Genomic DNA, 25,792 nt, shown 5'->3' with positions numbered 1-25,792 from the left:
GTTATCAACCAAAGACAGCACCCACCGATTTGATGATGATTCCGGCAGTGAGCGTTCGGTTTGAGCCGTTCAATGTTCCCGAGCGACACGCTCCAGCAGGACCGCGAACTCCCCCTCCGTCAAGCGTATCGGCTTTCCGTCGACCTGCGCTGTCCGTGCATCGACGTTTATGACGATGCGCCCCGACTGGATGACCGTGTCTGGCTCTCCGTTGGCCCGGCGGATGAGGGCGTGAGTGCGTGTCAGCAGCTCGCTTTTGGCGAACGGCTTTGCCAGAAAATCATCGGCTCCGAATTCCAACGCCTTTATCTTGTGATCGAGACCATCGAGGCCCGAAACCATCAAGATCGGCGTCAGCACTCCAGCCGCACGAAATCGTCGGGCGACCTCGAAACCGTCCATATCCGGCAGGTCCAGGTCGAGCAGGATGATGTCGCACTCACGGGCATTGCTTCCAAGCCCATCCTGACCCAAGGCGACGATTTGACAGGCAAATCCTTCTGTCTTCAGCATGAACGCCAGGCTGCCGGAAGTATTCGGATTGTCCTCGATAATAAGGGCCCGCATGGACGCCTCCTCGCGGCCAACACTCGGCGCTCTACCGATCGCAACGGTATTGTCCTTCCCGCCATGATAGGCCTTGTACCCAATCCATTGCAACCACCGCGGGAGATGTGGCGAGTTCGGCGCTTCGCTCCCGGACTGCTCACGGACCAATGACGGCGGCGCGGACCTTGCCGATGAAAGCGCCGACCTGGTCGCGCGCGATCCAGCGGAAGACAGCCACCAGATCGAGCTCCGGCGCGATCCAGATGAGGTTGACCCCGGCGCCGAGTGCGAAGACGCTCGCGGGCGTGGCCGTCGGGTACCGCACCTCGGGGCCGGCGTTCAGCCACCACATCAGGCCATACTGGTTGTTGCGCGGCGACGGCGTCAGCATCGCCCGGACCCAGCCTTCCGGCAGGACGCGGCAATCGCCCCAGCAGCCATCGCGCGCCACCAGCAGCCCCATGCGGGCATGGTCGCGGCTGGCGATGAACATGCCGCCGCCCCAATGGCCGCCGCCGGAGACCGAGCCGACGCGTGTGCCGCCGCGCTCGACGAAGGCGTTGCGGTAGCCGTGCCATTCCCAGTCGGTCGTGGCGCCGATCGGCTCCATGACCCTGTCCTTGAGCACGTCGGGCAAGGGCCGGCCGAACCGGTGGGTGAGGCACGCGGCCAGCAGGTTGACGCGCACGTCGTTGTATTCGAAATGGTCGCCCGGTGCCTTCATGGCGCGGACTTCCCCCTTCGCTCCCGGCGCTGGCTCGGCGCCGCCGACCACCCGGTTGTGGTCCGCCGCATCGGGCTTGCCCCAGAGCGTGCCCGACCATTCGCTCGTCTGCTGCAGCAGATGGCGCCAGGTGATGGGCGCATTCTGTGGCGCCCGAAACCAATCGGTCTTCACCGTCTCCGCCACGGGCTCGTCCAGATCCGCGACGAGCCCGTCGGCCACGGCGAGGCCGGCGAGCAGGCCCAGATAGCTCTTCGCGATCGAGAAGGTCATGTCCGGCGCACGCGTGTCGCCCCATTCCGCGACAATGCGACCGCCGCTGAGGATGAGGCCGTTCGGGGCGTTGCGCGGCCTGACCGGGCCGATGACCTCGGCATGCTCCTCCCGGTCGCCGATGTCGGCCGTGCCGATGTACCGGCCGTCGGGCAGGTACATGGACCGGGGCCAGGACGTCTCGTGGGCGCAATGGAATCGGATCGCCTCTTCCAGCCGCCCGGCATCGAAGCCCGCGGCACCGGCCTCGACGGTCTCCCAGGGAGGTTCGGCGGCGGGCGTGTAGCAGGCGTCGGTCGGCGGCATCTTGTCGTCCCGAAAGGTTGCGCAGGAGCACCCAACCTGTCGCCTGGACAAGCGAAGCGCAAGGCGGCAAAAAGCCGTCGGGCGTGCCAAAGAAAAAGGGCCGCGGATGGCGGCCCTGAGTCAGGGAGGAAACGCCTCAAGTGAAGACGTCCGGCCGAAGCCGTGCGTCTAATCTACCCGGTGGAGGTTGCGCTGAGGTTAAGAAGGGAACCGATGTCCCCTCTTCGCCCAGGCTCAGACAATTGGGGGTGAGGCAATTTTGGCGCGCCGGGCCGAGAGGCAGCCGCCACGGAGCCAAGCCATTGCAAAAACATCGAAATCCATGTCCGACCGCTGCCCGCACGGTCCGGAATAGGGAGATGCGCTTGGGCGTTTTCCAGATATCCGTTCGCCTGAAGGCGCAAAGGAGCGGGAAATGTCCGGGAAGTTTCGGCTGAGCTGTTCGGGTGCATTGAGCGTGGCGCTCTGCGCGTTCGCCGCCTTCGGTTTCGGCGGCGTCCCCGCCCGGGCGCAGGATGCACCGTCGCAGGATCCGCCTGCGCGCGTGGGCTATGTCTCGCTCGTCGAGGGCACGGTGTCGCTGCACCCGAGTGCCAACGATCCCTGGGCCGCGGCGACGGTCAATTATCCGATGACGGCCGGCTCGTCGCTGTGGACCGAGCCGGGCGGCAAGGCCGAGATCCAGATCGGCGCCGCCCGCGTCGATCTCGACGGCGGCACCGAGGTCGACATCGTCGCGGTCGACGACCACAGCGTCGACATCAACGTGCCGCAGGGCCGGGTCGACGTGCGCCTGCACGACCGGCAGCCGAACGAGACCTACGAAGTGACGGTGCCGCGCGGCACCGTCGCGCTCAACACCGACGGCACCTATCGGATCACGGCGGGCGACGACCAGAACCCGACGCAGGTCGGCGCGCTCTACGGCAACGCCCAGCTGATCGAACCGAGCGGCACCGTGCCGGTCGAGACGAACAACGAGCTGGTCGTGAGCTCCGGCGATCCGCTGCAATACACGCAGCAGCCGATCCAGGACGACGGGTTCGACCATTGGGTCGCCGACCGGACGCACTCGCTCGAGCGACCGGTCGCCCATCGCTACACCTCGCCGCAGATGGTCGGCGCCGACAATCTCGACCAATACGGCACCTGGCAGCAGTCGCCGCAATATGGCGCGGTCTGGTACCCGTCCGCGGTCGACGCGGACTGGGCGCCCTATCGCGAGGGCCGTTGGAGCTATGTCGGCCCCTGGGGCTGGACCTGGGTCGATGACGAGCCATGGGGCTTCGCGCCGTTCCACTACGGTCGTTGGGCCTATGTCGATGATCGGTGGGGCTGGGTCCCGGGCGAGGAAGTCGCGGAACCGGTCTATGCACCGGCGCTCGTCGCCTTCGTCGGCGGCGATCCGGGGATCGGTGTCGGCGTCTCGATCGGCATCGGCGTCGGCTTCGGTGCCGCGGTTGGTTGGGTGCCGCTCGGCCCCGACGAGGTCTATGAGCCGTGGTACCACCACAGCGACCGCTACATCCACAACGTGAATATCACGAACGTTTCCGAGACGAAGATCAACAACATCACGGTCAACAAGACCGTGAACAACATCAATAACGTGAACAACATCACCAACGTCAACAACACCACCTACGTCAACCAGCGTGCCGTGACGGCGGTCAATCGGAATACCTTCGTGAATGCCCAGCCGGTGCGTCAGGCGGCGCTGCCGGCCGCACAAGCGGCGCGCTTTACCCACCCGATCGCCGCAGCGGCCGGCCCGGCGCATGCGAACGCGCTCGCGTCCGCCCTGCCCCAGCCGACCGTCGCCAGCCGGGTCGGGTCTGCCGCGGCTGCCCATCCCATGCAGGCACCGCCGCAGGCGAAGCTGCAGATGCCGACGACCCGCACGACGCCGCAAGGCCGGGTCGTGCCGACCGCCGTCCCCGCGGCACCGGCGGCACGAACGGCAGGCACCGCACCGGCGGGCGCGCACCCGGCTGTGCCGCCGACGGCGGCCGCGGCAGCACGTCCCAACGGCGTGCCGCAGCCGCACGCTGGCGGCCCCGTCGCTGGCAGTCCCGTCGCTGGCAACCCCGTCGCTGGCGGCCCGATCGCCGGTACCGTGCCGCATCCGGGCATCGGGACGACGCCGACGACGGCCCAGCCGCGCGGCGCAGTCCCGCCCACAGCCCCTCATCCGGGCGGCGTTCCGCAGCCGCATCCGGTCGGCCCGATCGCCGGTGCCGTGCCGCACCCTGGCATCGGCACGACGCCGACAGCCGCTCAGCCGCGCACCAACGCGCCGAACGCGACATCGCAGCCCGGGGCGGTTCCGCAACCGCACCCGGCCGCCCCCATCGCCGGTGCCGTGCCACACCCAGGCATCGGCGCGACGCCGACAGCGGCTCAGCCCCGCGGCGCGGCGCCAACCGCGACACCGCGTCCGGGCGGCGTCCCGCAGCCCCATCCGGTCGGCCCGATCAACGGCGCTGTGCCGCATCCGGGCAACGGCGCGGCACCGACGGCGCCGTTCCATGCGGGCGCGCCGACACCGGCAGCCCGACCGAATCCGGTACCGCAGGCGCATCCGGCGCCGCAGTCGGTGCCCACGGCTCGCCCGGCACCGCAACCGCCGACGCCCATCGCCCAGCCGCGCAACGAGGGTACGCGCTTCCCAGCGCCCCAACCGCAGCCGCAGGCCCACGCGCCCACCCCCGCGACGACGGCGCCACGCGCGCCGGCACCCGTTCATGTCCAGCCCCAGGCCCGGCCGGCACCGCCGCCTCCGGCGCAATATCACCCGGCGCCGCGGCCACAGCCGCAAGTCGCGCCCCGGCCGCAGCCCCAAGCTGCGCCGCGGCCGCAAGCGCCAGCGCCCGTCCACGTCCAGCCTCAACCTCGGCCGCAACCCCAACCCCAATCCCAACCAAGGCCACAGCCACAGGCCCGGCCGCAACAGCCGCATCAGGCGGCCCCGCACCAGCAGGACAAGAATGGCCATCCGACCTGATTCATTGGTCACGCGCTGACAGCTAAGAGGAGCCGTTTTTTTTCGGCTCCTCTCCCCTTCAGCAAGCCCAGAAACCCAACGGCAGCGAACCCAACGGCAGCGCCTGCGCCAGGCGGCGCAGCCTTTCCGGACTCTGGATCGGGTAGATCGCCGCTATCCGCCCGTCGCTGGCCTCGATCGTCAGCGCCGCGAATAGGGCTTCGCTCGTAAACAGCACCAGCCCCGGTCGCCCGTTGATGTCGGCGAACGACGATCGGGTTGAGCGCCGCCATTTCGGCCGCATCTATGAGGACGCTCGCGCCGCGTCAAGCTGGCAAACCGCAGCAGATGCGCCTCAGGCGCGGCTGAACTGCCCATGCATCATCCCGGCGGTGGCCTGCGTGAACTGGGCGCCGGTCATATGGACGAGCGTCGCATGGTCGCCGCCTTCGAAATAGATCTCGGGCTCCGCCATGAGATTGTCGTCGACGATGACGTCCAGCCCATAGGCGGTGCCAAGTGCCGGCACGGCGCCGCGGGAGCAGTCGCCGAACAGCGAGCCGATCTCCTGCTCGCTCGCCAGTTCCACCGCGTGGTTGAGGCGCGCCGAGAGGGCATCGAGCTCGAGGTGGCGGGAGGCGGCCAGGACGGCTAGGAGATAATGCGCGTCCTTCCGCACCAGGACCGCCTTTGCAAGGCGGCGGCCCGGAACGTGGCTTGCCTGCGCCGTGCGCATCGACGACAGGGTTGGCGCATGACGCACGAGATCATAGGCGATCCCGCGCTGGGTCAGATATTGCTCGAGAGTGGGTGCAATGGTCATGACATGTCCTCCGAGCGCGAAAGACAAGCCGTCTGCCCCGATGGGGCCTGTAAAGCGCCGTCAGCGGGGTCATCCGGCACCGACAATAGCCTGAGCCTCCGCCGCTCGCCTGTCAAACGGCGAGCTTCAAACGGCGAGCTTCAAACGGCGAGCTTCAAACGGCGAGCTTCAAACGGCGAGCTTCAAACGGCGAGCTCTGCCGGCCGCTGCCAGTGCCGGCCCGGCGCGGCGTCGACCAACTCGGCCGTATAGGTATGGCGGGGGGCAAACAGGACTTCCGCGGCAGGCCCGAACTCGACGACCTCGCCGCGCTGCATCACTGCGATGAGATCGGCGATCTGCGCCGCGACGCGCAGGTCGTGGGTGATGAACAGCATGGTGAGCCCGGTGCGCCGCTGCAGGTCCTCGAGCAGCTCCAGCACCTGCTTCTGCACCGAGACGTCGAGGGCCGAGACGCTTTCGTCCGCGATGATGATCGAGGGATTCATGGCGAGCGCGCGGGCGATGCCGATGCGCTGGCGCTGCCCGCCGGAAAAGGCGTGCGGCTTGCGCCCGAGCGCCTCCGGCCGGAGCCCGACCAGCTCGACGAGCTCGGCCGCCCGCCGCCGCGCCTCCCCTGTCGAGGCGCCACCGAGCACGCCGGCACGGACCAGCATGTCGCCGACCGTCCGGCGCGGATTGAGCGAGCCATAGGGATCCTGGAAGATCATCTGGATCAGGCGGCGCCGACGGTTGAGCTCGACCTTGGGCAGGCGTGCGAAATCCACATCCTCGATCAGCACGCGCCCGTCGCTGGGCTCGATGAGCCGGATCACGGTCTTGGCAAGCGTGCTCTTGCCTGACCCGGACTCGCCCACGACCGCAAGCGTGGCGCCCCTGGGCACTTCGAGCGTTACCTGGCGCACCGCCTGGAGGCGGCCATAGGATTTGCAGACGCCTTCGAGCCGGATCGCCGGCGGCGTCACCACCATGGGCCGGGCCGCGGCCGGCGCCAGGGACGGCACCGCGGCGAGCAGCTTCTTCGTATAGGGATGCTGCGGCCGGGTCAGCACGTCAGCGGCCGCCCCGATCTCGACCAGCCGGCCGCCCTGCATGACGGCGACCCGGTCGGCAATATCGGCGACCACGCCAAAATCATGGGTCACGAACAGGATGCCATGGCCATGGTCGTCCCGGAGCTCGCGCACCAGCTTCAGGATCTGCGCCTGGGTCGTGACGTCGAGCGCCGTCGTCGGCTCGTCGGCGATCAGCAGGAGCGGCTCCATGGCGAGCGCCATGGCGATCACCACCCGCTGGCACTGGCCGCCGGACAGCTGATGCGGGTAGGAGGCCGCGATGCGTTCGGGCTCCGGCAGGTGCGTGTCGGCGAGCAGCTTCAGCGCGCGACGCCGGCGTTCCTCCGCACCCATCGCCGGGGCATGGATCTCGAACACCTCCTCGACCTGCTTGCCGGCCGGGACCGCGGGATTGAGCGCCGCCATCGGCTCCTGGAAGATCATGGCGATCTTGTTGCCGCGGATCGACCGCAGGCGCCGGGCCGGGGCGCGGGCCAGGTCCTCGCCCTCAAACAGGACCCGGCCGCCCTTCGCCTTGAGGCCGCTGGCGAGCGCCCCCATGAGCGCGCTCGCCAGCACCGACTTGCCGGAGCCGGACTCGCCGACCACGCACAGGATCTCGCCGCGCTCGACCGTGAGGCTCATGTCTTCGACGGCCCAACGCCGGTCGGCGCCGCGCGGCAGGGCGACCGACAGGTTCTCGACCGAGATGACGGGCTCGCTCATGACTTGGCCTCCGCCGCTTCACCGCCCCGCGGGGCCGAGCGGGAGAATTCGCGGAGCCCGTCGGCGAGCAGGCTCAGCCCCAGCATCAGGGACGAGATCGCGATGCAGGGAAAGATCACGAGATGCGGGAAGGCGATCGCCATCGCCCGCCCGTCATTGACCATGCCGCCCCAGTCCGGCGTGGGCGGCGGCAGGCCGAGGCCCAGGAAGCCCAGCACGCCGATCGTAATGCTGGTGTAGCCGAGCCGGAGGCAGGCATCGACGACCAACGGGCCGGTCGCGTTCGGCAGAATCTCGACCGTCATGATACGCACGGCACTCTCGCCCTGGGTCACGGCCGCGGCCACGAAGTCGCGGCCGCTGATATCGATGGTCAGCGCGCGGACCAGGCGGAAGATCGCCGGCGCGCTCGCGAAGGTGACGGCGATCACGATGTTGGCACCGGAGGCACCCAGCGTGACGATGATCAGGATGTAGAGGACCAGAACCGGGAAAGAGAGCACGACGTTGGCGAGGAACGACAGCGCCGCATCGACCCGGCCGCGGTAATAGCCCGCGACCAGGCCGCCGGCGATGCCGACAATGTAGGCGGTGGCCGTCGCGAGCCCGGCCCAGATCACGACGGTGCGTGCGCCATAGATGAGGCGTGACAGGATGTCCCGGCCGAGCAGATCCGTGCCGAGCCAGAAGCGGTGCCCGTCGGGTGCCGCGCCGCCCGGCGGAACGAGCGGCATCTGGCTCTGCAGCGGGTCATAGGGGGCGAGGACGCCCGCGAACAGCGCGCAGACGATCCAGATGCCAACCAGCACGACGCCGACGAGCACCGTCGGCCGTGCCAGCGCCGCGAGGATACGCCCGGCCTTCATCGCGTGCCTGCCCCGGCCTTGCGGCCGAATTCGATGCGCGGGTTGAGCCAGGCATAAATGAGGTCGGAGGCGAGCTGGGTCGACACCACGACCACGACGCTCACCATCGCGCAATCCTCGATGACATAGACGTCGCTGTTGAGCGAGGCCTCGTAGAGCAGCGTGCCGAAGCCCTTATAGGCGAAGAACACTTCGACCACGATCACGCCGGACAGGAGCCATGGCACCTGCAGCATGATGACCGTGACAGGCGCGATCAGCGCGTTACGCAGCGCGTGGCGGAACACGATCCGCGCCGGCGAGGCCCCCTTCATGAGCGCCGTGCGTATGTAGGGCGAGGCCATGACCTCGGCCATGGAGGCACGCGTGATGCGGGCAAGATAGCCGGTCGAATAGAGCGCCAGCACCATGACCGGCAGGACCAGCTCGCGCCAGGAGAAGCCCGAAGTCATGGTGCTGGCGCCCGGCAGCCAGCCGAGCGAGAACACGAAGAGGGCCGAGAGGAAGACCGCACTCGCGAACTCCGGCACCGAGATGGTCACCACCGAGAAGAGGGTAACGACCCGATCGATCGGCGAGCCCTCGCGCACGCCGGCGAGCACGCCCAGGATCAGCGACAGCGGCACCATGACGGCGAGCGTGCAGAGCGCCAGGAGGCCGGTCGCCGCCAGCCGTTCCGGCAGCAGGTTGAGGATCGCCTCTCGGTAATGAGTCGATTCACCCCACTGCCCGGTCGCGAAATGCCAGAGCCAGCGCAGATAGCGCAGGAAGAACGGATCGAAATAGCCGTTCTCCCTGAGCCAGAGCTGGCGCTGGTCGGGGGTCGAGAACTGGCCCAGCACCTTGACCGCGACCCCATCGACATTGGCCTCGAGAATGAGGAAGACGACGAAGGACACGGCCACCATGGCGGCCACCATCTCGATCGCCTTGCCGAGTGCGTAGCGCGTCACTGCCCTACCCTCCCGGCATCAGGCCAGCCAGACCTTGTCCATCTTGAAGTAATGCGCCGGGTGGATCCGGTAGTCCTTGACCTTGGCGGAGACCGCGGTGAACTCGTCGGCCCAATAGGGCTGCACCATGATCGCCGCATCCTGCAGGCTGCGCTCGACCGCCTCCATCGCCTGCGATCGCGCCTTGGGATCGATGATGCCCAACGCCTTGTCGAGGGCCGCCTCGAAGGTTGGGTCGTCGAAATGAGTCTCGTTCCATTCGGCCCCCTTGCGGTAGGCAAGGTCGAGCGTCATGACGGCAAGCGGCCGGTGCGCCCAATAGGTCACGCTGAACGGCGCCTTGTTCCAGATGTTCCAATACTCGGTCGCCGGCATGACGTTGAGCTTGATGCGCACGCCGGCCTCGGCGCAGTTCTGCTGCAGGATCTGGGCGGTGTCCTGCTCCCACCGGCCCTGGGTATTGCCGACAGTGAGCGTCACGTCGAGCCCGTCCTTGTAGCCGGCGTCGGCCAGCAACTGCTTCGCCTTCGCCACGTCGCGCTTCAGCGGCGGCAGCTTGAAATATTCCGGCTGGAACGGCGCCACGTGATGGTCCTCGGCCACGACGCCCATGCCGCGGTAGGCGAGGTCCAGCATCTTCTGATTGTCGGCCGCGAGCAGGATTGCCTGGCGCACCCGCTTGTCGTCGAACGGCTTCTGGTCGACCTGCATGCGCAGGCACAGCGTCTGCGCGGCGTGACCGGTCAAGAGCTGGACGTTGGGCAGGCGCTTCACCAGATCGAGCTCGGCGATGGTGACGCGGTAGAGCACGTCGACCTGGCCCGCGGCCAAGGCCGCCACGTGGGAGGTGACGTCGGCACCCATGTCGATGTAGCGGATCTCGTCGAGATAAGGCGGCTCGCCCCAATAGCCCTCGCGCCGCTTGAAGGTCGCGCGCTGGCCGACATTATATTCGGCGAGGCTGTAGGGTCCGGTGCCGATCGGGTTCTTGGGCCAGTCGGCGCCCTGCTCCTCGAACTTCCGATGCAAGATCGGGCAGGTATAGGCGTAGAGCATCTCCGGGATCGACAGCACCGGGCGCGACAGGTGCAGTGTCACCTCATGCTCGCCGGTCTTCTCGACGTCCGAGACGGCGGCGAACGCGGTCCGGTTGGAGGATTTCGAGGTCGGCTGGATCCAGCGCTTGATGTTGAAGACGACATCGTCGGCGTTGAAGGCATCGCCGTTCGACCATTTGACGTCCTGGCGCAGCTTGAAGCGCCAGGTCTTGAGATCCTCCGACGGGTCCCAGCTCAGGGCCAGATAGGGGTGGGTGACGTTGTCGGCATCGACCAACGTCAGGAACTCGAGGCTGTTGCGGTAGAGGTTCGACGCCTCGATCCAGGACACGAGCGCCGGATCCTTCATCTCCTGGATCTGGCAGGTGAAGCGCAGGCTGCCGCCCTTCTTCGGCACCTCGGCCGCCTCGGCCCGGCCCGGTGCCATGAGCGCGCCGCCGAAGGCCGCGGCGAAGGCCTGGGCGCTCGCCGCCGACACGCCGAGCCAGGCGGCCGTGCGCAGGAAGTCGCGCCGGCCGATCTCACCCTTCGCCAGCTGGTCGGCCAGCGCCGGAACGGCAGGATGCAGGGCTCTACCGCTGTTGGTCCTGAGCTTGAACAAGGTGGCGTCCTCCCATGGTCATTTTTGATTATCCTCAGCCAGGCTCGACGCTGCGCAGCCGTGGCCGGGTCGCGGCCTTGCCGGCCGCCGCTGGTGCCGGCTTAGCGCCGGCGAATCTCTGAATCATCCAGGAACGGAAGAGCGCAATCGCGGGATCGCCCAGGTCTTCCGGATGGATCTGCAGGTAATAGCCGTAGCCGTCCTCGAGCGACCTTTCATAGGGGGCGACCAGTCGGCCCGCGGCGATCTCGGCCGCAAACATGTGGGCGTCGAGCAGGGCGACACCCTCGCCGCTCAGCGCGTATTGCGCGGCCAGGATCGCCGTGTCGAACACCAGGCCGCGCTCGACATCGATCGACCCGACGCCGGATGACCCGACACCGGACTGGCGCACGAACATGTCCCACAGCACGTAGCGCGGCTCGTTCTCGAGCTTCACATGCAGGAGCTCGTTCTCGGTCAGGAACTGCGCGAGTTCGGCGCCTTTGAAGCGGTGCGCCAGGTCGGGATGGCAGAGCGGGGTCAGCCGCACCATCCAGAGCAGGTCGGCGACATAGTCGTTGACCTGCGGCTTGGCATAGACCAGCGACAGGTCGGCATCGCGCGCGGACGCGCTGACGCCGTGCGGGCTCTCGATATCGACGATGATGTCGGGGCAGGCCTGCCGGAAGTCGCGCAGGATCGGCACCGCCAGCTGATGGGCGAAGGTCGGCGGCATCTGGACGCGCAGCGTGCGCACCTTGCCGCCGCCGTCGCTGACGATGTCGTTCAAGGCCTGCACCAGCCGATCGAAGGATTTATGGACGACCGGCAGCAGGCTTGCCCCCGCCTCGGTGAGCGCGAGCCCCTGGGGGCGGCGCTCGAACAGCTGCACGCCCAGCAGCGCCTCGAGGCTGATGACGTGGCGGCTGATGGCGCTCTGCGAGACGGAGAGCGCGTTCGCCGCCGCCGTGAAGCTCAGATGGCGGCCGACCGCCTCGAACGCTCGGAGCGCATTCAGCGGAAGCCATCGCCGGTCCATCATCGCCTGCTCCCCGTCATGCCGCCCTCAGCCGACGCGCGTCCGCGCGAGCCGATCCTCGTCGAGAGCGTAGCCCAAGCCCGGCGCATCGGGCATGGGAATGGCGCCCTCGGCATCGAGGCTGAGCGGCTTCGCCATCATATAGTCGCGCCGGTCGAGATCCCATTCCGGCGGGTCGTAGGGATATTCGAGATAGGGCGCATCGGCGACGCCGGCCACGAGCTGCGCATTCGCCATGACGCCCATGCCGTTCGTCCAGGTATGTGGCGTGAAGACCAGATTATGTTCCTGCGCCATCAGGGCGACCCGGCGCAGGCCGGTAATACCGCCGACGAGCGCCGCATCCGGCTGCACCACATCGAGGCAGCCCTCGACGATGAGGTCGCGGAACTCGGTCAGCTCGCGCGTCATCTCGCCGCCGGCGATGCGCACATCGACCATCTCGCGCAACCGCCGCATGCCGGCGCGGTCGGCCCGATGCAGCGGCTCCTCCATCCAGTAGACGCCGAGCTGTTCGAGCTCGCGGCCGACCGCGACCGCATCCTTGAGCGTCCAGGGTGCGTAGGTGTCGTGCGGCAGGCGCCAGCCCTGATTGCAGTCGACCATCAGCTCGAGCCGGTCGCCGACCCGCGCCCGCACCGCTTCGAGCGCCCGGATGTCGTCGCGCCAGTCGCCGCGCTGGAAGCGGATCTTCATGGCGCGGAAGCCCTGGGCCAGGTAGCGCTCGGCCACCTCGGCCATCTCGGCTGGGCCGCGCAAGGTGCCCGACGAGGCATAGGCCCTGACCTTGTCGGCAAGGCCACCCAGGAGCTTCCAGACCGGTTGGCCGGTGATCTTGCCGGCGAGGTCCCAGAGCGCCAGGTCGAGCGGCCAGCAACGGCCGTAATGGAAGTTGATGTGGCTCAAGACCCGGTAATGCCGCTCGATCGCGAGCGCATCCTCGCCCACGAACAGCTCTTCATGGCCGGCGAAGCCCAGCATCAGGTCGCCCGAGCCGATGCCGGTCAGGCCGGCATCGGTATGGACGCGCACGATCGTCGCGTCCCAGTGATGGCGCGGCTTCGAGTCCCAGCTCGCATGGAAGGGCGGTGCGAATTCCAGCCGATGCTGGCTGATCTCGATGCCGGAGATCTTCACCTGCTTGACGCCGGTCATTTGAAAGCCGTCCAGATGGTCTTGAGGTCGGTGTATTTGTCGATCGGCGTCGCCTTCGCGAAGCCGTCGGCCGAAGGCGCCACGTAGCGGCCATCGATGAAGGCGCGGCTCTGGGCCATGACGGAATCCTCAGTGCTGGGTGAGCAGGATGCGGGCGAAGCGGGCCGCATCCTCGTCGGTGACCGGGCGGCGGTTCGAGCGGCGCATCGGCATGTTCTCGGGCGCCGCCATCTGGGCCGCGAGCCGCTCGGGCGTCACGTCGTCATGGCCCTCGCCGGCGAGCGACACCTTGATGCCGACCTCGCGCAGCAGCCGCTCGAAGGCGCCAGGCAGCGCCCGCGCGTCGCGGCCGGCGCCCATCGCGTCCGCCACCGCCGCGAACCGGCCCTCCGGATCCTCCTCGGTGTTCCAGGGCAGGGTCGCGAGCATGGCGAGCCCGACGGCGCGGCCGTGATGGACCGGCCGGAGCGACGCCAGCGCATGGCCGATATTGTGGGCGATCGCCGTGCCGGCATTGTCGATGCCGATGCCGGCGAAGGCGGCGGCGAGCTGCAGGCCGGCGCGCGCCGCGAGGTCGTCCGGCCGCGCCATGGCTTCGGGCAGCTGCCGGGCGACGAGCCGGATGGCGGCATGGCAATAGAGGTCGTTGGCCGTGAAGGCATTGGCGTTGGTCGAGGCCTCCGCGGCATGGACCAGTGCATCGATGCCTGTCGCCGCCGTGAGATGCGGCGGCAGGCCGACGGTCAAGGTCGGGTCGAGCACCACTTCATCGGCCTTCAGCTCGTCGCCCCACAGCCAGATCTTGGCCCCCTCGTCGGTCGAGGCGACGACGGTGCGCGTCGTCTCCGACCCGGTGCCGGACGTCGTCGGCACGCAGATCTTGGGCAGGGGCCGGGCCGGCAGCGGATGCTGGCAGAGCTGGTAATGGCTCGCCGGCGCCGCCTCAGGCGCTAGCGCTGCCACCGCCTTGCCGACGTCGAGCGCCGAGCCGCCACCAAGCGCCACGACGACGCCGGCCCGTTCGTTTCGGGCGAGCTCTGCGCCGGCATCGATCTGGGCGCAACTGGGGTCGCTCTTGAATGCGCTGAAGGTCACGACGCCGAGGCCGGAGCCACGCAGGGCACCCTGGGCGCGATCGATAATGCCGGCGGCGGCCAACCCGGGATCGGCGACGAGCAAGACCGGCGCGCCTTGCCCGAGCCGGCTCGCTGTCTCGCCGATCCGGTCGAGCGCGCCCGCCTCCTGGACGAGACGCGGCACGCGGTCGAGGGTGAAGCCGCTCACGGCTGCTTCGGCGTGTAGAACGGGTTGGCGACGGAACCGAGCGCATCGGCGAGCGCGGCACGGCTCGGCCAGCCGCTCGTCATGGCGCGCTTCGCCGCCTCGTAGGCCGCCTCCTTGTTGTTGGCATAGACCGTGTCGGCGTCATTGGCCGAGGGGTCGACCCAGACCGCGGCGACCGCGAGCCAGCCGTCTTCGGCCTCGGCCGGCAGTACGCCGTCGAGCAGCGCCTTGGTGATGCCCGCGGAAACACCGGCCTGCGCCGGGCCCCAGGTCATGGTCTCGTGCTGGGCATTCTTCAGCACCGACTTGGCGACGAAGAGCGTGACGGGCTTCGCCGGCACGTTCGGCTTGATCACCGCCTGGAACGGGATATGGCCCGGCCCCGGACTGGCCGCCGCGGCCACGAAGGCGCCGGCGATCGGGCCGTCCTTGGGTCCGAGATACAGGTTGATATGGGCGGCATTCGGGCCGCCGCCGACGAAGCCTTCGCCGATCTTCAGCATGGGGTTCCTCCTCGCCCTGGACTTGACGGACCAGCTCAGCGCGCGAGCGCGCGCGGCCGCCGCACCAGGTTGTAGTCATTGATCATGTCGCGCGGCCGATAGGGCTCCTCGAGCTCGGCCCGCTCCGCTTCGCTGAGATCGAGCGCGCCCGCCTCGATGGCGACGCGCACCTGTTCCGGGCTGTCCGCGCCGATGAGCGGAACGGTCACGTTCGGGCTGCCGGCGACCCAGGCCATCGCGATATGGGCCGGCGTCACGCCGCGCTGCTCGGCGAGCGCCCGTACGCGCCGCGCAATTTCGACATCGATCTCGTCGCCGAACCAGTTGAGATAGATATCGTGCGTGGTCCGGGCACTCTGCTGCACGCCGGAGAGGAAGCCGCGGGCGAGCGGACTGAAGGTCGAGACGGCGAGGCCCTGATGCTGGCAATAGGGCATCATCTCCCGCTCCTCCTCGCGGTAGAGCAGGCTGTACTGGCATTGCATGTTGACGAAGCCGTGCCAGCCGTTCCGGCGGGCCGCCGCGTTCATGAGCGCGAACTGCCAGGCATACATGGTCGAGGCGCCGAGATAGCGGGCCTTGCCGCTGCGCACGACCGTGTCGAGCGCCTCCATGGTCTCCTCGATCGGTGTCGCCGGATCGAAGGCATGGATGATGTAGAGATCGACATGGTCGGTGCCGATGCGCTTCAGCGACCGGTCGATCGAGGACAGGATGTGCTTGCGTGACAGGCCGCCGTCATTGGGCGCCTCGCTCATCGGGTAGAACACCTTGGTGGCCAGCACCAGATCGTCGCGCGGCACCATGCCGAGCAGGTTGCGCCCGACGACCTCTTCGTTGACGCCGGTCGAATACCAGTCGGCCATGTCGAAGAAATTGATGCCGAGATCGAGCGCCTGGCGCAGGATCGGGATCGACCGGTCCTCGTCGAGCACCCAGCCCTTCCATTTCGAGGTGCCGATCGACATGGTGCCGAGACAGAATTGCGAGACTTTGAGCCCGGTCTGCCCGAACCGCACATACTCCATCGCGTTGATCCTCCCCGCGGTGCCTGTGGCGGCACTTTCGTTGCCGGGATGATCCTTCGTCGGGCGCGGCACTGGCAAAGACCAAAAAGCGATCGGCGTATCGAAAAAACCGATGCGCCCGCCGGCCCGTCTGCAGGCATGATCCAAGGATCATGCCCGATGATCCGAGGATCATGAACGTCCGCTTCGCCCCCATCGCGCCCGTCCTCCTGGGCGTGGTCAGCGCACAGATCGCGCTTGGCATCATGACGCCGCTGATCCCGCTCATGCTGCTGCGCCAGGCGACGCCGACCGGCGTCATCGGGGTCGTGGCCTCCGCCTATTTCGTGGGGTTCCTGCTGGGCGCGCTCAGCGCCGACCGCATCGTGACGCGCGTCGGGCACATTCGCGCCTTCGCCGTGTTCGCAGCACTCGCGGCCGATGCCGCCCTGCTGATGGCGCTCACCAGCAACCCCTGGGTCTGGGCCTTGCTGCGTGCGCTTATCGGCTTCGTCATGTCGGGCCTGTTCCTGGTGGCGGAAAGCTGGCTCAACGACCGCGCGGACAAGACCACGCGCGGGCGCGTGTTCGGTGCCTATCTCGTGGCATCCTGGGGCGGCAGTGCCATCGGCCCGCTCGCCCTCAACTTCGTCGACGGCTCCGGCTGGCTCTTCGTCTGGGCGGCGATCGCCTTCTCGACGGCGCTCCTGCCGATGGCGCTCACCCAACAGGCCAATCCGCAGATCGGGCCGCGCATCCGCTTCAGCCTCGCCCATCTGCTGCGCGTCTCGCCGCTGGGCGTCGTGGTTTGCGTGACTTCGGGCTTGGCCAACAGCGCCTTCTACGCGCTGGCGCCGGTCTATCTCGAACGTCTGGGCTTCATGGCCGGCGGCGTATCCGTCTTCGTTTCGGCCGCGATGGTGGCCGGCCTCTTGGTGCAATATCCGATCGGCATGATCTCGGACCGGCTGGGGCGCCGCCCGGTGACGCTCGCCGTCCTGTTCCTCGCCCTCGCCTTCGCGCTGGTGCTGGGACTGTCTGGCCAGGCGCCGCTGGCCGTTCTGATCGGGTTCGGCACCCTCTATGCCGGCATGACGGCACCGCTCTACGGATTGGGCGCCGGGCAGACGAACGACTATATCGCGCCCGACCAGTTCGTGGCGGCGAGCGGCGGCCTGCTGTTTGCCTGGTCGCTCGGCGCCAGCATCGGGCCGACCGTGGCCGCCACCGTCATGACCTGGCTCGGCCCGTCGGGCCTGTTCGTCTATCTGGTCGCAGCCCTCGGCAGTGTCGGTCTGTTCACCGCTGCCCGCATGCGGCTGCGCGCCGCCGTGCCGATCGCCCAGCAAAGCAACTTCGTGCCGGCCCCTGCCGCGCCGGCCGGCCTGCCGGAACTGGACCCACGGTCGGATCCGGCCGTCGAGTAACGCTCAATCGGCTATCCGTGCTCGATCAACTCGACCCTGTAGCCGTCCGGGTCCTCGACGAAGGCGATCAGGGTCGTGCCGAACTTCACCGGCCCGGGCTCCCGCCGGATCTTGACGCCGGCGGCACGCAGGCGTTCGCAGAGCCCATGGAGATCGGCAACGCCGAACACCAGATGCCCGAACGCGGTGCCATGCTCATAGCGCTCGACGTCGTAGTTGTAGGTGAGCTCGATCCCGGCGGCGTGCTCGTCCTCGGCAAAGCCCAAGAACGCGAGGGTGTATTGGCCTTCCGGCACGTCGCGGCGGCGGAGCTCGGTCAGGCCGAGCCGTCGGTAGAACGCGACGCTTCGGTCGAGATCGCCGACCCGGATCATGGTGTAGAGGATCCGGTTCATAGGCCGGCCTCCAGAGCGGCCGCGACCCATTGCGCCCAGGCGAGCGCCGCGCGGTCGGCACCACGGCGCGCCACGATTTGGATGCCGAGCGGCAACCCCGTCGGACCGACGCCGGCCGGCACGCTGACGCAGGGCACATAGAGGGCCGTCCAGAGCGAGTTGAAGGCGGAATCCCCGGTCGAGGCCAAGCCCTCCGGCGCCTCGCCCGTGGCCGCAGGCGTCACCAGGATGTCGAGATCCTCCATGACGAGCGGAAAGGCCCGACGGAGTTCGGTCAGCGTCTCCGCCGCAGCGACATAGTCCGCAGCACCGACCGCAAGCCCGGCTTGCAGCTGATCATAGAGCGGCGGGCTGATCTGCTCGGGCGCATGGAGCAGTTCCCAGCGCAATCCGTGAGCCGCCTCGCGATTGAGCACGCGCGGAAATGCCTCCTGAAAGCAATCGAACGCCGACGGCAGCTCGCGCTCGACGACGGCGGCGCCGGCCCGGGCCAAGGCGGCCTCGACCTTGGCCAGCAAGGTTCGGGTCTCCGGCAGCGCCTTGCTCCAGGCCGGCGACCGGCAAAGACCGATCCGCGGCGCCCTTTCGGGCCTGGTATCCGGATCGCCCAGGTCGAGCCCGGTCACGGCACCGACGAACAGCGCGCAATCCGCGACGCTGCGTGCCAGCACACCGACCGTATCCAGCGTCTCGGCGACGATCTTCATGCCGGCGCGGTTGATCGCGCCGAAGCTCGGCTTGTAGCCGACGATGCCGCAATAGGCGGCGGGCTTGATGAGGCTGCCCATGGCCTGCGTGCCGTAGGCCAGCGGGAAGAAGCCGTCGGCGACGCCCGCGGCCGAGCCGCTGCTCGATCCGCCGGGCGTGTGCTGCAATGTCTGGGGATGCGCCGTCGGCCCCGGGGTGCGGATCGCGAATTCCGCCGTCACGGTCTTGCCGATGACCGTGGCGCCCGCGGCGCGCGCCAGGCTGACCGCGGCCGCATCACCCTTGGGACGCCAGCCGCGCCAGATGGGCGAGCCGTGCTCCGTCGGCATGTCGGCCGTATCGAACACGTCCTTCACGCCGAGCGGGATGCCGGCAAGCGGGAAGCTGGCGAGCGGGCCCGGCCGAGGCGTCGCGCGCCGGACCTGCGCGGGATCGACGAAAGCGAATGCCCTGACGGCAGGCTCGCGCGCGGCGATGCGGGCAAGGCAAGCTTCCAGAAGATCCGCCGGGTCGAGCCGCCCGGCTGAGATCAAAAGCCGGGCCGCGGTGGCGGTCAGGCGGAACAGGTCTTCCATGTGAGGTCTTCCAGGCCGGTGACGATGCGCTGGAGTTAAAGGCCCGGAGGAAATAAGAATAATTTATAGTTTTAAATGAACTCTTCCAGGAAATTGCATGGTTGCGCGCATCAACCTCGACATGGACATCCTGCGCACGCTGGTGACGGCGGAGCAGCTCGGCGGCTTCAATCGCGCGGCGGATCGGATCGGCCGCTCGCAATCCGCCGTCAGCCAGCAGATCCGCCGGCTAGAGGAACAGGTGGGCGAGACGCTCTATCGCAAGAGCGGCCGCGGCCTGGCGATGACGGAGGCCGGCGACGTCATGCTCGCCTATGCCCGCCGCATGCTGGAGCTCAACGACGAGGCCGTCGCCGCCGTGCGCGGCGTCGCGGTCGACGGCGCCGTTCGGTTCGGCCTGCCGAGCGATCTCGCCGAGACATGGCTCTCGACGACGCTCGGCCGCTTTAAGCGGGCGCATCCCGCGGTGCTGATCGAGGCCGTGGTCGATCGGAACGCCGTGCTACTCGATGATCTCGACAAGGGCCGCCTGGATCTGGCGCTGGTGTTCGGCGGCGAGGCGCGGAGCGATGCGCAGCATCTGGCAACCCTGCCGATGCGCTGGATCGGCCCGGCGAAGGGCGAGCCGATCTATGCGCCGGGCGAGGCGCTGCCGCTGGTGATGTACGGCCCGCCGTGCTTCTTCCGCCAGGCCGGCATCGACGCGCTCGACCGGGCCGGCATGCCCTGGCGCACGGCCTTTACCAGCACGAGCCTGCACGGCCTATGGGCCGCCGTCGACGCAGGACTGGGCGTTACCCTGCGCACGGCCGCGGGGCTGCCGGATTCGCTTGTGGTGCTCGGCGAACAGGCCGGGCTGCCTGCGGTGCCGACGATAGCCCTCTGCCTCCATGATGCCGGCCGCCCCCTGTCGCCGGCGGCCGGCCGGCTCAAGGAGATCCTGCTCGACACCTTGGTGCAGAATCTTCCCGGGCTTACGCCCTAGCTCTCGTTTTGCCTCGCGTCGCCCGATCGGCAATCTGAGCAAATTGGCGCACGGCAGGTAGCGTGATAGCCTGCAACTCAACGAGAACGAGAAGGACGTTGCGCCATGTCGTCTTGGTCCAATGTGATCCTGCTTTCAGACTATCTCGAAGCACCGGATGAGGCGGGCATCTACGAAATCGGTTTTTGGGTGCGGCCGAGTTCATTTGTCCCGAGATACCTCGGTCGCGCCAGAGGCAGGCTTGACGGCAACGAAAACAAGCGCGGGACGACCATACGGAGCCGCCTGAGCGCCCACTATAATGGGCGCGGAAGCAAGCCGATCCGCCGGGCCGTTGCCGGACAGATCGCGCAGTACGCCCTCTATGATCCGGACATCCTGACCGAAACCGGCCGCCAGAAGATCATGCTCGTTCACGACGAGCTCCATTGTCGCTACATGAGAGCCGCCGAGCCTGCCCTCAGGGAGGCGAGCATTCTTCAGCGATGCGGCATTACCAGGCTTGACCAGTACGTCTGGAATCGGCGCCTCGAAGGCGTGACGCCCAGGTAACAGGCCCCTGGGGATCTTTCCGAAATAAAGAGAGAATGGCGGACAGGGCGAGATTCGAACTCGCGGTACCCTTACGGGCACTTCAGTTTTCGAGACTGACGCCTTCAACCACTCGGCCACCTGTCCGCATGGATCCTCCTAGCGGATCGCTCGCTGCTGTTTCACGGGGCCTGGTTGTGGGCCCCGGCGGCGAGGAGCGCGTATCTAGCGCATGATTTTGCCCCTGGCAAGGCGCTTTCACTCAGGTCATGGCAGGTTTCCGCTCAATTCACGTTGACAGTGCAGGGACCGCCTATATGATGCGCGGCTCCAAACGGGCGGCCTGGTTCGCCCTCGTAAATTCAGTCGAAGAAGACCAAACATGTTCGCAGTCATCCGCACCGGCGGCAAGCAGTACAAGGTCGCCCAGAACGACGTCATCAAGGTCGAGAAGCTCGCTGGCGAAGCCGGCGCCTCGATCGTGCTCGACGACGTCCTCATGGTCGGCGATGAGGCCGGCACCACGTCCGGCACGCCGGAACTCTCGGGCGTCTCCGTCCAGGCGACCGTGCTCGAGCAGAAGCGCGATGACAAGGTGCTGGTCTTCAAGAAGAAGCGGCGCCACAACTACCGTCGCAAGAACGGCCACCGCCAGTACCTGACGGTGCTGCGGATCACCGACATCGTGACGACCGCCGCCCAGGCGCAGGAGTAAGGTTCGATGGCACATAAGAAAGCTGGCGGCTCGTCCCGCAACGGTCGCGACTCCGCTGGTCGCCGCCTCGGTCTGAAGAAGTCGGGCGGCCAGGAAGTCCTCGCCGGCAACATCATCGTCCGCCAGCGCGGCACGAAGTTCTATCCGGGCGAAGGCGTCGGCATGGGCCGCGATCACACGCTGTTCGCGCTGGTCGATGGCTCGGTCAAGTTCGTGCACGGCCGCCTGGACCGCACCTATGTGGCGGTCGAGCCGGCGCCGGTGGCCGAAGCCGCCGAGTAACGCCTCCCCTTCCCCGGAGGGAAGGTTCGGTTCGAAGGGGAATGGGCAGCCATTCCCCTTTTTCTTTGCCCGCCCCTTTTTCTTTACCCAACAGCCGCCCCCGCGCGGAAAGTCGCGCCCCGATCATGAAATTTCTCGACCAGTGCAAGATCTACCTGAAGAGCGGTGACGGCGGTGCCGGCACGGCGAGCTTCCGGCGCGAGAAATACATCGAGTTCGGCGGCCCGGACGGCGGCGACGGCGGGCGCGGCGGCGACATCGTGTTCGAGGTCGTCGAGAACCTGAACACGCTCATCGACTATCGCTACACACAGCATTTCCGCGCGCAGAACGGCCGGCCCGGCGCCGGCCGGCTCAGGACCGGGGCCGGCGGCGAGGACATCGTCCTCAAGGTGCCAGTCGGGACCCAGGTGCTGGACGAGGACAAGGAGACCGTGCTGCTCGACCTGACCGAGGCGGGGCAGCGCATCGTGTTCCTGCGCGGCGGCGACGGCGGCTTCGGCAACCATCATTACAAGACCTCGACCAACCAGGCGCCGACCCGGCGCGATCAGGGCTGGCCGGGCGACGAGCGCTGGGTCTGGCTCAGGCTGAAGCTGATCGCCGACGCCGGTCTCGTGGGCCTGCCCAACGCCGGCAAGTCGACCTTCCTCGCCGCCACCTCGCGCGCCAAGCCCAAGATCGCCGACTATCCTTTCACCACCTTGAAGCCGCAGTTGGGCGTGGTCGGCGTCGGCGACGAGGAATTCGTGCTGGCCGATCTGCCGGGCCTGATCGAAGGGGCGAGCGACGGCGCCGGCCTCGGCCATCGGTTCTTGGGCCATGTCGAGCGGTGCGCCGTCATCCTGCACCTGATCGACGGCACGGAAGAAGACGTGCTCGGCGCCTACAAGATGATCCGCAAGGAACTGAAGGCCTATGGCGCCGGCCTCATCGACAAGCCCGAGGTCATCGGTCTCAACAAAGCGGATGCGATTCCCGAGGACGAGCTCAAGGCCAAGGTGACCAAGCTCAAGCGCTCGTCGAAACGGCCGGTCTTTGTGCTGTCGGGCGCCACCGGCCAAGGTGTCCCCGCCGTGCTCCATGCGCTCCGCGCCGAGATGGTGGCGAAGCGCGAGGCGGCCGAAGCGGCCCAGCGCGCCCAGTTCGACACGGTCTAGCACGACCATGACGAGCCCGCACCGCCTCGCCCAATCGCGACGATTGATCGTCAAGATCGGCTCGGCGTTGCTGGTCGATCCTGCGACGCTCGAGATCCGCCGGCGCTGGCTCGATGCGCTCGCCGACGATGTCGCCCGTTGCCGGGCGCGCGGCCAGGAAGTGCTGATCGTCACCTCGGGGGCCATCGCCGTCGGGCGCACGGGCCTGGGCCTCGCCCATCGCCCGACTCGGCTCGAAGAAAAGCAGGCCGCGGCTGCCGTGGGCCAGATCCGGCTCGCCCAGCTCTATCAGGAGACGCTGGCGCGCCATGACATCCCGGTCGGGCAGATCCTGCTGACGCGCGAGGATACCGAGGCCCGGCGCCGGCACCTGAACGCGCGCGCGACCATCAACCAGCTGCTGGCGCTGGGCGTGGTGCCTGTGGTCAACGAGAACGACACGGTGACGACGTCGGAGATCCGCTTCGGCGACAACGACCGACTCGCGGCGCGCGTGGCGCAGATGATCTCGGCCGACACGCTCGTGCTGCTGTCCGACATCGACGGGCTCTATACCGCGAACCCGCGCACCGATCCGACCGCCCGCCACCTGCCCGAGATCGCGGAGCTGACGCCCGAGATCGAGGCGATGGCCGGCCCGCCGTTGCCCGGCATGAGCTCGGGCGGCATGGTGACGAAGCTCGCCGCCGCGCGCATCGCCATGGCCGCCGGCTGCCGCATGCTGATCGCGCGCGGCGACGTCGAGCATCCGCTGGCCGCGATCGAGTCGGGCGCCCGCGTCACCTGGTTCCTGCCGCAAGCCGAGCCGCTGACCGCGCGCAAGCGCTGGATCGCCGGCAGCGTCGCGCCCTTGGGCACGGTCGTCGTCGATCGGGGCGCGGTCACGGCGCTCAAGTCCGGGCGCAGCCTTCTGCCGGCCGGCGTCGTCGCGGTCGAGGGCGCCTTCGAGCGCGGCGATGCGATCCTGGTGCGCGGCCCCGACGGCCAGGTCGTGGCCCGCGGGCTCTCGGCCTACACCAGCGCCGACGTTGCCCTGCTGCTCGGTCACAAAAGCGGTGAAATCGAGACTCTGCTGGGCTACCGTGGCCGGGACGAGATCATCCACCGCGACGATCTTGTCGTGGGATAAAGGACTTAACCAGATGGCGGTCAGCCTCGCCGGGACGGAAAACGCCGAAGATCGGAACCTCGAGGCCGAGATGACGGCGCTCGGCCGGCGTGCCCGCGCCGCCGCCGCCCGGCTGGCCGACGCCCCGACCGACGCCAAGAATGAGGCGCTCCGTGCCGCCGCCGCGGCTCTACGCGCCGATGCCGAGCTGATCCTCGCCGCCAACCGGCGCGATCTCGCAACCGCAACCGGGCGCACCATGACGCCGGCCATGATCGACCGGCTGACGCTCGATCCGCGCCGCATCGAAGCGATGGCGGTGGGGCTCGAAGAGGTCGCCGCCTTGCCCGATCCGGTCGGCCTCATCGACTCGGTCGTGAGCCGGCCGAACGGGCTCCAAATCGAGAAGGTGCGCGTGCCGCTGGGCGTCATCGGCATCATCTACGAGAGCCGGCCGAACGTAACGGCGGACGCCGCCGCCCTCTGCCTCAAGGCCGGCAATGCCGCGATCCTGCGCGGCGGCAGCGAGAGCGCGCAATCCTCGGCTGCGATCCTGGCGGCGCTTGCCCGCGGGCTCGAGGCGGCCGGGTTGCCGGCCGACGCGGTCCAGCGCGTGCCGAGCCAGGACCGCGCCGCCGTCGGCCTGATGCTGCGGCTCGACCAATATATCGACGTGATCATCCCGCGCGGCGGCAAGTCGCTGATCGAGCGGGTTGCCGCCGAGGCGCGCATTCCGGTGCTGAAGCATCTGGACGGTATCTGCCACGTCTATGTCGACAAGGCAGCCGACCTCGCCAAAGCGCGTGCGATCGTCCTGAACGCGAAGCTCCGGCGCACCGGCGTGTGCGGCGCCGCCGAGACGCTGCTGGTCGACCGGCCGGTGGCGGCGAGCCATCTCGTGCCGATCCTCGCCGACCTGATCGCGGCCGGCTGCGAAATCCGCGGCGATGCCGCGACCCAAGCGCTCGACGATCGGGTCAAGCCTGCGACCGAGGAAGATTGGTCGACCGAATATCTGGCGCCGATCCTGTCGGTCCGCATCGTCGACGGCGTCGACGCGGCGATCGCCCATATCGCGGCCTACGGTTCGCAGCACACCGACTCGATCGTGACCGAGGATGCGGCCGCCGCCGAGCGCTTCCTCGCCCGGGTCGACAGCGCCATCGTCATCCACAACGCCTCGACCCAGTTCGCCGACGGCGGCGAGTTCGGCATGGGCGCCGAGATTGGCATCTCGACCGGCCGGCTTCATGCGCGTGGGCCAGTCGGGGTCGCGGAACTCACCAGCTACAAATATCGCGTGCGCGGCACCGGGCAGATCCGACCCTGAACGTTCCCCATCCGACCCGCCGGGCGATCGCCGGCACGCTCACGCTGCCGCCGACCCTGGGTGACCGCCGTGTCCGCAAGGTCGGGCTGCTGGGCGGCTCCTTCAACCCGGCGCACCGCGGCCATCGCCACATCAGCCTGCTGGCGCTGAAGCATCTCGAGCTCGACGAGATCTGGTGGCTCGTCTCGCCGCAGAATCCGCTGAAGCCGGTCGAGGGCATGGCGCCGCTCGACGAGAGGCTCGCCCAGGCCGCTCAAGTCGCGCAACATTCGCATATCCGGGTTACGGATATCGAAGCAGCCCTGGGCAGCCGTTACACGGCCGATACTTTGGCTTCATTGAAGAAGCGCTTTCCGGCAACACGATTCGTCTGGCTGATGGGCGCCGACAACTTGCGCCAGATCGATCGCTGGGAGCGCTGGACCCGGATCTTCGAGCTTGTGCCCATTGCGGTTTTCGCCCGCCCGGCCTATTCTTTGGCAGCGCTCGGCAGTTTGGCCGCGCGTCGTTTTGCGCGCTATCGGATGTTTCCCGGGGCGGCTCGGCGCCTCGCATCGGCCCCGCCGCCGGCCTGGGTGTTTTTCGCGACACGGCTCGATCCGCTGTCGGCGACAGCCATCCGGGTGCGTCGGCGCCGCTCGGTCTTCGCGCCACGAGCACGGCACTGACCGGCGCCGGAACGAGCCGTA

At 68.2% G+C, this 25,792-nt stretch carries 26 protein-coding genes and 1 tRNA gene; 10 read left to right on the top strand and 17 right to left on the bottom strand.

What is annotated here, in order from left to right; translation table 11 throughout:
- Positions 1 to 69: 69 nt before the first annotated feature.
- Together IEY58_RS08785 and IEY58_RS08780 are read right to left on the bottom strand one after the other, a co-directional pair.
- Positions 70 to 567 (bottom strand): response regulator transcription factor, encoded by a 498-nt coding sequence (locus IEY58_RS08785; protein ID WP_189044733.1) that lies wholly within the window; start codon positions 565 to 567, stop codon positions 70 to 72.
- A gap of 139 nt (positions 568 to 706) precedes the next feature.
- Positions 707 to 1,852, bottom strand: a complete 1,146-nt coding sequence (locus IEY58_RS08780; RefSeq protein WP_189044732.1) for a serine hydrolase domain-containing protein — start codon at positions 1,850 to 1,852, stop codon at positions 707 to 709.
- Between the two features lie 415 nt (positions 1,853 to 2,267).
- Between IEY58_RS08780 and IEY58_RS08775 the strand changes: the two genes are divergently transcribed.
- Positions 2,268 to 4,856: a DUF6600 domain-containing protein gene (locus tag IEY58_RS08775; RefSeq protein ID WP_189044730.1), complete on the top strand. Its 2,589-nt coding sequence runs from the start codon at positions 2,268 to 2,270 to the stop codon at positions 4,854 to 4,856.
- A 58-nt stretch (positions 4,857 to 4,914) separates the two neighbouring features.
- On the opposite strand, the gene IEY58_RS08770 is transcribed toward IEY58_RS08775, so the two are convergent.
- The 12 genes from IEY58_RS08770 to IEY58_RS08720 form a co-directional block, all read right to left on the bottom strand.
- Complete coding sequence (locus IEY58_RS08770) at positions 4,915 to 5,139, bottom strand: hypothetical protein (RefSeq protein ID WP_189044728.1); 225 nt, start codon at positions 5,137 to 5,139, stop codon at positions 4,915 to 4,917.
- Between the two features lie 51 nt (positions 5,140 to 5,190).
- Entirely contained in the window at positions 5,191 to 5,658 is a 468-nt protein-coding gene (locus tag IEY58_RS08765) for an aminoacyl-tRNA deacylase (protein WP_189044726.1), read from the bottom strand.
- Positions 5,659 to 5,840: 182 nt separating this feature from the next.
- Positions 5,841 to 7,439: a dipeptide ABC transporter ATP-binding protein gene (locus tag IEY58_RS08760; protein WP_189044724.1), complete on the bottom strand. Its 1,599-nt coding sequence runs from the start codon at positions 7,437 to 7,439 to the stop codon at positions 5,841 to 5,843.
- Positions 7,436 to 8,305, bottom strand: a complete 870-nt coding sequence (locus IEY58_RS08755; protein ID WP_189044722.1) for an ABC transporter permease — start codon at positions 8,303 to 8,305, stop codon at positions 7,436 to 7,438. The genes IEY58_RS08760 and IEY58_RS08755 overlap by 4 nt, the downstream gene beginning before the upstream one ends.
- Entirely contained in the window at positions 8,302 to 9,258 is a 957-nt protein-coding gene (locus IEY58_RS08750) for an ABC transporter permease (protein ID WP_189044720.1), read from the bottom strand. The genes IEY58_RS08755 and IEY58_RS08750 overlap by 4 nt, the downstream gene beginning before the upstream one ends.
- Before the next feature lie 18 nt (positions 9,259 to 9,276).
- A complete protein-coding gene (locus IEY58_RS08745) occupies positions 9,277 to 10,917 on the bottom strand; it encodes an ABC transporter substrate-binding protein (RefSeq protein ID WP_189044718.1) in 1,641 nt (546 codons plus the stop codon).
- A 34-nt stretch (positions 10,918 to 10,951) separates the two neighbouring features.
- Positions 10,952 to 11,941 carry a LysR family transcriptional regulator gene (locus tag IEY58_RS08740; protein ID WP_189044716.1) on the bottom strand — a complete coding sequence of 330 codons (990 nt, stop codon included), beginning with the start codon at positions 11,939 to 11,941 and terminating at the stop codon, positions 10,952 to 10,954.
- Positions 11,942 to 11,965: 24 nt separating this feature from the next.
- A complete protein-coding gene (locus IEY58_RS08735; protein WP_189044714.1) occupies positions 11,966 to 13,093 on the bottom strand; it encodes a mandelate racemase/muconate lactonizing enzyme family protein in 1,128 nt (375 codons plus the stop codon).
- A complete protein-coding gene (locus IEY58_RS34585) occupies positions 13,090 to 13,212 on the bottom strand; it encodes a hypothetical protein (RefSeq protein WP_268237558.1) in 123 nt (40 codons plus the stop codon). Before IEY58_RS34585 ends, IEY58_RS08735 begins: the two co-directional genes overlap by 4 nt.
- A 10-nt stretch (positions 13,213 to 13,222) precedes the next feature.
- Positions 13,223 to 14,377, bottom strand: coding sequence for an iron-containing alcohol dehydrogenase (locus IEY58_RS08730; protein ID WP_189044712.1), 1,155 nt, complete (start codon positions 14,375 to 14,377; stop codon positions 13,223 to 13,225).
- Positions 14,374 to 14,880: a formaldehyde-activating enzyme gene (gene fae, locus IEY58_RS08725; RefSeq protein WP_189044710.1), complete on the bottom strand. Its 507-nt coding sequence runs from the start codon at positions 14,878 to 14,880 to the stop codon at positions 14,374 to 14,376. Before fae ends, IEY58_RS08730 begins: the two co-directional genes overlap by 4 nt.
- Before the next feature lie 35 nt (positions 14,881 to 14,915).
- Positions 14,916 to 15,908 carry an aldo/keto reductase gene (locus IEY58_RS08720; protein ID WP_189044708.1) on the bottom strand — a complete coding sequence of 331 codons (993 nt, stop codon included), beginning with the start codon at positions 15,906 to 15,908 and terminating at the stop codon, positions 14,916 to 14,918.
- 152 nt (positions 15,909 to 16,060) lie between these two features.
- Here IEY58_RS08720 and IEY58_RS08715 point away from each other — a divergent pair, with 152 nt between their 5' ends.
- Positions 16,061 to 17,314 (top strand): MFS transporter, encoded by a 1,254-nt coding sequence (locus IEY58_RS08715; RefSeq protein WP_189044707.1) that lies wholly within the window; start codon positions 16,061 to 16,063, stop codon positions 17,312 to 17,314.
- 11 nt (positions 17,315 to 17,325) lie between these two features.
- On the opposite strand, the gene gloA is transcribed toward IEY58_RS08715, so the two are convergent.
- The gene (gene gloA / locus IEY58_RS08710; RefSeq protein WP_189044705.1) at positions 17,326 to 17,709 is read right to left on the bottom strand and encodes a lactoylglutathione lyase; all 384 of its coding nucleotides are present in this window, start codon (positions 17,707 to 17,709) and stop codon (positions 17,326 to 17,328) included.
- The gene (locus tag IEY58_RS08705; protein ID WP_189044703.1) at positions 17,706 to 18,992 is read right to left on the bottom strand and encodes an amidase; all 1,287 of its coding nucleotides are present in this window, start codon (positions 18,990 to 18,992) and stop codon (positions 17,706 to 17,708) included. The genes gloA and IEY58_RS08705 overlap by 4 nt, the downstream gene beginning before the upstream one ends.
- Positions 18,993 to 19,089: 97 nt before the next feature.
- Here IEY58_RS08705 and IEY58_RS08700 point away from each other — a divergent pair, with 97 nt between their 5' ends.
- Both IEY58_RS08700 and IEY58_RS08695 read left to right on the top strand, forming a co-directional pair.
- Positions 19,090 to 19,977, top strand: a complete 888-nt coding sequence (locus IEY58_RS08700) for a LysR substrate-binding domain-containing protein (RefSeq protein WP_229743589.1) — start codon at positions 19,090 to 19,092, stop codon at positions 19,975 to 19,977.
- Positions 19,978 to 20,082: 105 nt separating this feature from the next.
- A complete protein-coding gene (locus tag IEY58_RS08695; protein ID WP_189044702.1) occupies positions 20,083 to 20,529 on the top strand; it encodes a hypothetical protein in 447 nt (148 codons plus the stop codon).
- Between the two features lie 36 nt (positions 20,530 to 20,565).
- On the opposite strand, the gene IEY58_RS08690 is transcribed toward IEY58_RS08695, so the two are convergent.
- A tRNA-Ser gene (locus IEY58_RS08690) sits at positions 20,566 to 20,655 on the bottom strand.
- Between the two features lie 235 nt (positions 20,656 to 20,890).
- On the opposite strand from IEY58_RS08690, the gene rplU reads away from it, so the two are divergent.
- The 6 genes from rplU to IEY58_RS08660 all read left to right on the top strand — a co-directional run bounded on the left by rplU (position 20,891) and on the right by IEY58_RS08660 (position 25,771).
- Positions 20,891 to 21,223 carry a 50S ribosomal protein L21 gene (gene rplU / locus IEY58_RS08685; RefSeq protein ID WP_189044700.1) on the top strand — a complete coding sequence of 111 codons (333 nt, stop codon included), beginning with the start codon at positions 20,891 to 20,893 and terminating at the stop codon, positions 21,221 to 21,223.
- Positions 21,224 to 21,229: 6 nt separating this feature from the next.
- The gene (gene rpmA, locus IEY58_RS08680) at positions 21,230 to 21,505 is read left to right on the top strand and encodes a 50S ribosomal protein L27 (RefSeq protein WP_189044698.1); all 276 of its coding nucleotides are present in this window, start codon (positions 21,230 to 21,232) and stop codon (positions 21,503 to 21,505) included.
- Positions 21,506 to 21,630: 125 nt separating this feature from the next.
- Positions 21,631 to 22,665, top strand: a complete 1,035-nt coding sequence (gene obgE / locus IEY58_RS08675; RefSeq protein ID WP_189044696.1) for a GTPase ObgE — start codon at positions 21,631 to 21,633, stop codon at positions 22,663 to 22,665.
- Between the two features lie 7 nt (positions 22,666 to 22,672).
- A complete protein-coding gene (proB, locus tag IEY58_RS08670; RefSeq protein WP_189044695.1) occupies positions 22,673 to 23,794 on the top strand; it encodes a glutamate 5-kinase in 1,122 nt (373 codons plus the stop codon).
- A 13-nt stretch (positions 23,795 to 23,807) separates the two neighbouring features.
- A complete protein-coding gene (locus IEY58_RS08665; RefSeq protein WP_407648384.1) occupies positions 23,808 to 25,103 on the top strand; it encodes a glutamate-5-semialdehyde dehydrogenase in 1,296 nt (431 codons plus the stop codon).
- Positions 25,067 to 25,771 carry a nicotinate-nucleotide adenylyltransferase gene (locus tag IEY58_RS08660; protein ID WP_308422408.1) on the top strand — a complete coding sequence of 235 codons (705 nt, stop codon included), beginning with the start codon at positions 25,067 to 25,069 and terminating at the stop codon, positions 25,769 to 25,771. The genes IEY58_RS08665 and IEY58_RS08660 overlap by 37 nt, the downstream gene beginning before the upstream one ends.
- The last annotated feature ends 21 nt before the right edge of the window (positions 25,772 to 25,792 follow it).

It is taken from the genome of Aliidongia dinghuensis, from assembly GCF_014643535.1.
GTDB classification, from domain to species: Bacteria; Pseudomonadota; Alphaproteobacteria; order ATCC43930; family CGMCC-115725; genus Aliidongia; species Aliidongia dinghuensis.
This window is presented reverse-complemented; position numbering and strand designations above follow the sequence as displayed.

Coding starts and splice junctions, on each gene's coding strand:
- IEY58_RS08785 (WP_189044733.1), bottom strand. CDS start 567: ATGCGGGCCCTTATTATCGAGGACAATCCGAATACTTCCGGCAGCCTG.
- IEY58_RS08780 (WP_189044732.1), bottom strand. CDS start 1,852: ATGCCGCCGACCGACGCCTGCTACACGCCCGCCGCCGAACCTCCCTGG.
- IEY58_RS08775 (WP_189044730.1), top strand. CDS start 2,268: ATGTCCGGGAAGTTTCGGCTGAGCTGTTCGGGTGCATTGAGCGTGGCG.
- IEY58_RS08770 (WP_189044728.1), bottom strand. CDS start 5,139: ATGCGGCCGAAATGGCGGCGCTCAACCCGATCGTCGTTCGCCGACATC.
- IEY58_RS08765 (WP_189044726.1), bottom strand. CDS start 5,658: ATGACCATTGCACCCACTCTCGAGCAATATCTGACCCAGCGCGGGATC.
- IEY58_RS08760 (WP_189044724.1), bottom strand. CDS start 7,439: ATGAGCGAGCCCGTCATCTCGGTCGAGAACCTGTCGGTCGCCCTGCCG.
- IEY58_RS08755 (WP_189044722.1), bottom strand. CDS start 8,305: ATGAAGGCCGGGCGTATCCTCGCGGCGCTGGCACGGCCGACGGTGCTC.
- IEY58_RS08740 (WP_189044716.1), bottom strand. CDS start 11,941: ATGATGGACCGGCGATGGCTTCCGCTGAATGCGCTCCGAGCGTTCGAG.
- IEY58_RS08735 (WP_189044714.1), bottom strand. CDS start 13,093: ATGACCGGCGTCAAGCAGGTGAAGATCTCCGGCATCGAGATCAGCCAG.
- IEY58_RS34585 (WP_268237558.1), bottom strand. CDS start 13,212: ATGGCCCAGAGCCGCGCCTTCATCGATGGCCGCTACGTGGCGCCTTCG.
- fae (WP_189044710.1), bottom strand. CDS start 14,880: ATGCTGAAGATCGGCGAAGGCTTCGTCGGCGGCGGCCCGAATGCCGCC.
- IEY58_RS08720 (WP_189044708.1), bottom strand. CDS start 15,908: ATGGAGTATGTGCGGTTCGGGCAGACCGGGCTCAAAGTCTCGCAATTC.
- IEY58_RS08715 (WP_189044707.1), top strand. CDS start 16,061: ATGCCCGATGATCCGAGGATCATGAACGTCCGCTTCGCCCCCATCGCG.
- gloA (WP_189044705.1), bottom strand. CDS start 17,709: ATGAACCGGATCCTCTACACCATGATCCGGGTCGGCGATCTCGACCGA.
- IEY58_RS08705 (WP_189044703.1), bottom strand. CDS start 18,992: ATGGAAGACCTGTTCCGCCTGACCGCCACCGCGGCCCGGCTTTTGATC.
- IEY58_RS08700 (WP_229743589.1), top strand. CDS start 19,090: ATGGTTGCGCGCATCAACCTCGACATGGACATCCTGCGCACGCTGGTG.
- IEY58_RS08695 (WP_189044702.1), top strand. CDS start 20,083: ATGTCGTCTTGGTCCAATGTGATCCTGCTTTCAGACTATCTCGAAGCA.
- rplU (WP_189044700.1), top strand. CDS start 20,891: ATGTTCGCAGTCATCCGCACCGGCGGCAAGCAGTACAAGGTCGCCCAG.
- rpmA (WP_189044698.1), top strand. CDS start 21,230: ATGGCACATAAGAAAGCTGGCGGCTCGTCCCGCAACGGTCGCGACTCC.
- obgE (WP_189044696.1), top strand. CDS start 21,631: ATGAAATTTCTCGACCAGTGCAAGATCTACCTGAAGAGCGGTGACGGC.
- proB (WP_189044695.1), top strand. CDS start 22,673: ATGACGAGCCCGCACCGCCTCGCCCAATCGCGACGATTGATCGTCAAG.
- IEY58_RS08665 (WP_407648384.1), top strand. CDS start 23,808: ATGGCGGTCAGCCTCGCCGGGACGGAAAACGCCGAAGATCGGAACCTC.